Below are 6,316 nucleotides of genomic sequence, written 5' to 3'. Positions count from 1 at the left end.
CCTTCGGCGGCAGGCCGGGGCCGGTGTCGGTGACGGTGATGCGGCTGACGCTGCCGACGCGCTCGGCCGACACCGCCAACCGGCGCACCACCGCGCTTTCGGCGTCCGGCGCCATCGCCTGCACGGCGTTGCGGCAAAGATTGGTGAGCACGCGAAAGAGTTGATCGGAATCGGCATCCACCTCGAAAGCCAGATCGACGGCATTGATGAATTCGATGCCGCCTTCGGTGTCGAGCAGGCCGTGGACGTCGTCGACCAGCTGGCGCAGCCTGAGCCGGCGGCGCGAAGGCGGCGGCTCCTGGGTGCGGCCATAGGAAAGCACACCTTCCGAATAGGATACGGCACGATCGAGCGCGCGCAGCAGTTTTGGCGCGAAGGCCTGTACGGTCGGGTCCTTGACCTGACGCAAGCGGTCCGACATCAGCTGCGCCGACGCCAGGATGTTGCGCATGTCGTGATTGATCTTTGACACGGCGAGGCCGAGGTCGGCGAGGTGCTTCTGCTCGGAGAGCATCTTCTGCAGCCGCTCCTGCATCTGCGAGAGCTCGCGCTCTGCGACGCCGATCTCGTCGGCGCGGGCGGCAGGGTGGATGATCCGCCCGGGATCGTCCGGCGCCTCGGAGAAGGCCAGCATCGAACGCGTCATCGTCCGGATCGGGCCGATCATGATCAGGTCGATGGCAGCATAGACCAGCATGGCGGTGAACAGCGAGATCAGCAGCGAGACGAAGGCGACGTTGCGCGAATAGATGAGCATGGCATTACGCAGGCTGTAGTCGGGCATGATCAGCTCGAATTCCTTATCGCTGTCGCCGACCGGCCCGAAAACCCGCAGCATCCGCTCGCCGCCGAAAAACAGCGTGTCCAAAGCACTGGTCATGCCCTCGACCAGGCCGACATTGGCGATGTCGATATGCTCGTCGACTTGCGGCGGCATCTCAGCCACGACCAGAAGGCGCGAGACGCCGCCGTCGCGCACGGCTATCGCCTTAGCGCCGATCGCCGTCAGCACGTCGTTCTGCGCGGCGCGCGACAGCGAGGCGGGCTCTCCCTGCACCAGCACGATCGAGACTGCCGCGGCGGTGCTCAGCCTTTCCTTCAGCCAACTCATTCGGTAGCTGGCGATCCAGGGCAGAAAGATAAGGATTTCGGCCAGAAGCACGAAGACGATCGTGAGCAGCAGGAGCTTTGTCGACAATCCACGCGACAAGGGCACCGTACGGGGCACTGTCCGAGCGGCGGCCGTCGCCCGGTCGGTCCCTTCGTCCGCGGATGGGATTTCACTCATGCTGCTTCTTCTTCACGATCACTTGATCAGCCAAGATTAGGCCATTGCGGCTTTTTTGCCAATTTCATCCTTCGTCCCAATAGTCCCAATACGGGATAATACCGCCACGACTTCAGCCATCGGCCTTGACAGCGCCGGATGGCGGCGGCGGATTGACTTCCAAAACCCTTCTTTCTATAAGCCCGCTCACGCTCGGGCCATTCGTCCCGGCGCGGTTTCGATCGCGCCAAAACCGACCCGGCAAAGCTCCTGTTACAGAGTGACAGAATCAAGAAGGGCCGCACCCCGCGGTATTAAAACAAATGAAGCGTACCTACCAACCGTCCAAACTCGTCCGCAAACGTCGGCACGGTTTTCGTGCCCGCATGGCCACCAAGGGTGGTCGTGGCGTCGTCGCAGCCCGCCGCAACCGCGGCCGCAAGCGGCTCAGCGCCTGAACGGAAGACGAGATCGTTGCCCGCAACCGGCAAGCCAGTGGGAGCACATCCCAAGCGGCTTCTGAAGCGCGCGGAATTCCTGGCTGTCCGGCGTGGCGAAAAGCGGCGCGGGCGGCTTTTTCTCGTCGAGGTTCTGGACCGCAGCGACAGCGAGGCACCTCGCGTCGGCTACACGGTCACCAAGAAAGTCGGCAATGCAGTCGTCCGCAACCGCATCCGGCGGCGGCTGAGGGAAGCCGTGCGCACGCATGCTGCGGGTGACATGGCGCCTGGCAATGACTATGTCATCGTCGGGCGCGAAGATGTGCTTACCATTCCGTTCGGCCAGTTGAAGGCCGAACTTTCCCGCCGACTGCGCGGAACACGATAGGCCAAGGCTTTCGATGGAAAACAACCGGAACTTCTTCATCACCATCGCGCTGTCGGTGCTGATCCTGTCGCTTTGGCAGTATTTTTACGTGCTGCCGCAAAGCGAGGCACAACGCGAGAAGGCCCGTATCGAAGAACAGCGGGTAGCGGAGCAGAAGAAAGCGGCTCAAAGCACCAGTCCGAGCGGTAGCGAAGCGCCGGTGCCGCAGCAAGGCGCCATTCCCAATGCAGCGGGGCCCAACGCACCGGGAACCGACGGCACGACGCCGGCCGGCCGCGAGCAGGCGCTGGCGTCGACCCAGCGCGTCAAGATCGACACGCCCAGCCTGAAGGGCTCGATCAATCTCACCGGTGCCCGTCTCGACGACCTCAGGCTCAAGCACTACACGACGACGGTCGACAAGAACTCGCCCGAGATCGAGTTGCTCAACCCGGCGGCGCTGCCTACTGGCTATTATGCCGAGATCGGCTTTGTCGGCAGCGACAAGACCGGCGCGGTGCCGGGCCCGGAAACGACGTGGACCGTCGACGGCAATGCGACGCTGACGCCGGCGACGCCGGTCACGCTGACCTTCACCAACGACAAGGGCCTGACCTTCAAGCGCACCTTCTCCGTCGACGGCGACTACATGTTCACGGTCTCGGACACGGTGCAGAATTCGAGTTCGACCGCCGTTACCCTGTCGAACTACGGCCGTGTCACCCGCTTCGACAAGCCTGCCGTTGCCAGCATCTATGTGCTGCATGAGGGGTTGATCGGCGTCACCGGAACGGAAGGGCTGCAGGAACACAAATACGCGGCCGTCGAGAAGGACAAGCAGTTCACGCCGGGCAAGTCGACCGATGGCTGGCTGGGCATCACCGACAAATATTGGGCGGTGACGCTGGTGCCGACCGAGAAGCAGCCGTTCCAGCCGCGCTACGCCTATTTCGAGGACGGCCGCCCCCGCTACCAGGCCGACTTCCTCACCGACCCGATCAATGTTGATGCCGGCCAATCGGCAACGGTAGAGACCGAGATCTTCGCCGGCGCCAAGGAAGTCGCCAAGGTCAATGCCTATGCTCAAGATCGCCATATCAGACTGTTCGACCGTTTGATCGACTGGGGATGGTTCATCTGGATCACCAAGCCGATGTTCTATCTGATCGACACGCTCTACAAATTCTTCGGCAATTTCGGCCTGGCCATCCTGGCCACCACCGTCATCGTCAAGGCCCTCTTCTTCCCGCTCGCCAACAAGTCTTACGCGTCGATGGCGAACATGAAGAAGGTGCAGCCCAAGATGCTCGAGATCCGCGAGAAATACGCGGACGACAAGATGAAGCAGCAACAGGCGATGATGGAGCTCTACAAGACCGAGAAGATCAATCCGCTCGCCGGCTGCTGGCCGGTGGCGCTGCAGATCCCGGTCTTTTTCGCGCTCTACAAGGTGCTCTACATTACCATCGAAATGCGGCACGCACCGTTCTTCGGCTGGATCCAGGATTTGGCGGCGCCAGACCCGACCTCGATCTTCAACCTGTTCGGCCTCATCCCTATCACCCTGCCGCATATGTTGATGATTGGCGTTTGGCCGCTGGTCATGGGGATCACCATGTTCCTGCAGATGCGCATGAACCCGACGCCGCCGGACCCGACGCAGGCCATGATCTTTACCTGGATGCCTGTCATCTTCACCTTCATGATGGCCGGCTTCCCGGCCGGCCTGGTCATCTATTGGGCCTGGAACAATTTGCTTTCGATCATCCAGCAAGGCGTGATCATGAAGCGGCAGGGCGCCAAGATCGAATTGTGGGACAATCTGATAGCACTCTTCCGCAAGAAACCGTCGCCGGCGGAATAGCCGGCGCTCCCTTTGGCGAATCCAGGAAGGCCCCGGTTCGTCCGGGGCTTTTTTCGCACAAGCCGAGCCGCCGCCGAACGCGGAACCAGTCGGCCCGGCGGTAGACGCCACCGTGACACATCCCTATAAGGTCGCTCTCGTTTCAGGAGCGCTCCGTCGATGAACAGGTAAGGATGATCCGCTGCGCACGCGGTTGGTGCTGCCGGGCGGATCGCGCTATTTTGACCTTGCCCGTTTATTTCGCCGATGGAGCCAGACCATGATCGGACCCAACCCCAACATCAAACACCCGATCCCGATGCATACGCGCGTCGGTTTCCTGAAGGGACTGGTCACGGCGCCGAACATCGAGATCGGTGACTTCACCTATTATGACGATCCGGATGGGCCGGACAAATTCGCCGAGCGATGCGTGCTGCATCATTATCCATTCATCGGCGACCGGCTGATCATCGGCAAGTTCTGCGCCATCGCCGAGGGCGCGCGCTTCATCATGAACGGCGCCAATCATGCCATGTCCGGCTTTTCGACCTATCCGTTCAACATCTTCGGTCATGGCTGGGACGAGGGTTTCGACTCGGCGACCTGGTCGAAGGAATTGCGCGGCGACACAGTGCTCGGCAATGATGTATGGATCGGCATGGAAGCGGTGATCCTGCCCGGCGTGACGATCGGCCATGGCGCCATCGTTGCGGCAAAATCGGTGGTGACGCATGACGTGCCACCCTACGCGATCGTCGCCGGCAATGCGGCCAAGGTGGTGAAGATGCGCTTCGACGACAGGACCATCTGGCGGCTTTTGGCGGCGGCGTGGTGGGATTGGCCGGTGGAAAAGATCAGCCGCAATCTCAACGCCATTCGTGGCGCCGATATTTCCCTTCTGGAGGCAGCGGTTTGAACGCGTTGAACAAGACCGTGATCGGCATCGAGCTGTTCACGCGGCCATGGATCTTCATCCGCGGCGTGCCGGCGATGAAATTCCTGCCGCCGGAAGGACCGCCGGAGATCGCCTTTGCCGGCCGCTCGAATGTCGGCAAATCGTCGTTGATCAACGCGCTGGTCAACCAGAAGGGGCTGGCGCGCACATCCAACACGCCGGGGCGGACACAGGAACTCAACTATTTCGTTCCGGGAGGATTTTCCGGCGAAGGCGCCGATCTGCCGCCGATGGCGCTGGTCGACATGCCGGGCTACGGCTACGCCACCGCGCCCAAGGAAAAGGTCGACGACTGGACGAAGCTCGTCTTCGATTATCTAAAGGGCCGCGTCACGCTGAAGCGCGTCTACGTACTGATCGACGCCCGCCACGGCATCAAGGCCAAGGACGACGAAGTGCTGTCGCTGCTCGACAAGGCGGCGGTGTCCTACCAGATCGTGCTGACTAAGACCGACAAGATCAAGGCGGCCGGCGTGCCGCGATTGATCGAAGAGACGCTTGCGAAAATCAAGAAGCGGCCGGCCGCCTTTCCGTTCGTTCTCGCCACATCGTCGGAAAAGGCCGAGGGCCTCGAGGAATTGCGCACGGCGATCGTGCTGGCAGCCAATGGTGGCTAGGACTTTGCCTCTAGTGCAATCGTCTGGGTGCTTTCTTCCGTCGCAAGCCTTTCGGTGCCGTAAGCCTTCAGGAACATGCCGACGCCCGACCTGACGATGTGGTCGATTTCATCCTGGCTCGGGGCTTTGGTGCGATAGGCAAAGATGCACTGGCGGAAAAGGCCAGCCAGGCACAGTTCGGTGAACTGATAGGCAGCAAGATCGACATCTTCGATCTGCAGCAGGCCGCGCTCGATGGCGGCATTGAGAAATTCCACGACCTTGTCATGGCCGCGTTTGGGGCCGCGTTCGTAAAAACGCGCGCCCATGTCGGGTATCCTATCGGACGCGCCGATCACGGTGCGCTGTGCCTGGATGACCTTGGCCGAGGTGATCTTGAGCGATAGTACCTTGCCGAACTTCACCAGCGTCTCGCGAAGGTCGTCGGCTCGGTCGAGCATATCGTACATGTTCTTGAAGATCGTGCCGCGCTCTTCCTCGATCAGCGCCTCGAACAGCTCTTCCTTGTTGGCGAAATAGACATAGATCGTGCCCTTGGAAACGCCGGCCTCGCGGGTGATGTCGTTCATCGAGGCCGCTTCGAAGCCCTTGTCGATGAAGACACGACGGGCGCCATCGATGATCTGACTACGTTTGATCGGATCCTGCCCGGCCGCTGGGCGGCCGCGACGCAGGCCGTCCAGCACGTCGCACTGGTCCTCGCCGGCGTCGGATCGTGTTTCGCCCATAAAAGTCACACCTCGCAAAATAATTCGAACCAACCGGTTCGATTGCTCTTGATATGGGCTCGTTTTAGCGCTAAGTCAACAGCCGTATCGAACCGA

General features: G+C 61.2%; 7 protein-coding genes. 5 read left to right on the top strand and 2 right to left on the bottom strand.

The window, feature by feature from the left end; all coding sequences use genetic code 11:
- Positions 1–1,288: HAMP domain-containing sensor histidine kinase (locus E5W87_RS08615; RefSeq protein ID WP_292395940.1), on the bottom strand; the 1,288-nt coding region annotated here is incomplete at its 3' end.
- 302 nt (positions 1,289–1,590) lie between these two features.
- On the opposite strand from E5W87_RS08615, the gene rpmH reads away from it, so the two are divergent.
- From rpmH to yihA, 5 genes are all read left to right on the top strand, one after another.
- On the top strand, positions 1,591–1,725 hold the full coding sequence (gene rpmH, locus E5W87_RS08610) for a 50S ribosomal protein L34 (RefSeq protein WP_008833937.1): 135 nt from the start codon (positions 1,591–1,593) through the stop codon (positions 1,723–1,725).
- Positions 1,726–1,741: 16 nt separating this feature from the next.
- Positions 1,742–2,095, top strand: a complete 354-nt coding sequence (rnpA, locus tag E5W87_RS08605; RefSeq protein WP_292395938.1) for a ribonuclease P protein component — start codon at positions 1,742–1,744, stop codon at positions 2,093–2,095.
- A 13-nt stretch (positions 2,096–2,108) separates the two neighbouring features.
- Positions 2,109–3,938, top strand: a complete 1,830-nt coding sequence (yidC, locus tag E5W87_RS08600; protein ID WP_292395936.1) for a membrane protein insertase YidC — start codon at positions 2,109–2,111, stop codon at positions 3,936–3,938.
- A gap of 259 nt (positions 3,939–4,197) precedes the next feature.
- Positions 4,198–4,836 carry a CatB-related O-acetyltransferase gene (locus E5W87_RS08595; RefSeq protein WP_292395933.1) on the top strand — a complete coding sequence of 213 codons (639 nt, stop codon included), beginning with the start codon at positions 4,198–4,200 and terminating at the stop codon, positions 4,834–4,836.
- Positions 4,833–5,492, top strand: coding sequence for a ribosome biogenesis GTP-binding protein YihA/YsxC (gene yihA, locus E5W87_RS08590; RefSeq protein WP_292395930.1), 660 nt, complete (start codon positions 4,833–4,835; stop codon positions 5,490–5,492). Before E5W87_RS08595 ends, yihA begins: the two co-directional genes overlap by 4 nt.
- Here the strand turns inward: yihA and E5W87_RS08585 are convergent.
- Positions 5,489–6,220, bottom strand: a complete 732-nt coding sequence (locus E5W87_RS08585; protein ID WP_292395926.1) for a TetR/AcrR family transcriptional regulator — start codon at positions 6,218–6,220, stop codon at positions 5,489–5,491. The genes yihA and E5W87_RS08585 overlap by 4 nt on opposite strands.
- Between the last annotated feature and the right edge of the window lie 96 nt (positions 6,221–6,316).

The organism is Mesorhizobium sp., assembly GCF_004962925.1.
In the GTDB taxonomy this organism is placed as follows: domain Bacteria; phylum Pseudomonadota; class Alphaproteobacteria; order Rhizobiales; family Rhizobiaceae; genus Mesorhizobium.
The sequence above is the reverse complement of the archived record's forward strand: the minus strand, read 5'-3'. Positions and strand labels throughout refer to the sequence as shown.

What these genes read in the sequence shown, in the direction of transcription:
- rpmH (WP_008833937.1), top strand. Translation starts at nt 1,591, where the DNA reads ATGAAGCGTACCTACCAACCGTCCAAACTCGTCCGCAAACGTCGGCAC.
- E5W87_RS08585 (WP_292395926.1), bottom strand. Translation starts at nt 6,220, where the DNA reads ATGGGCGAAACACGATCCGACGCCGGCGAGGACCAGTGCGACGTGCTG.
- yidC (WP_292395936.1), top strand. Translation starts at nt 2,109, where the DNA reads ATGGAAAACAACCGGAACTTCTTCATCACCATCGCGCTGTCGGTGCTG.
- E5W87_RS08595 (WP_292395933.1), top strand. Translation starts at nt 4,198, where the DNA reads ATGATCGGACCCAACCCCAACATCAAACACCCGATCCCGATGCATACG.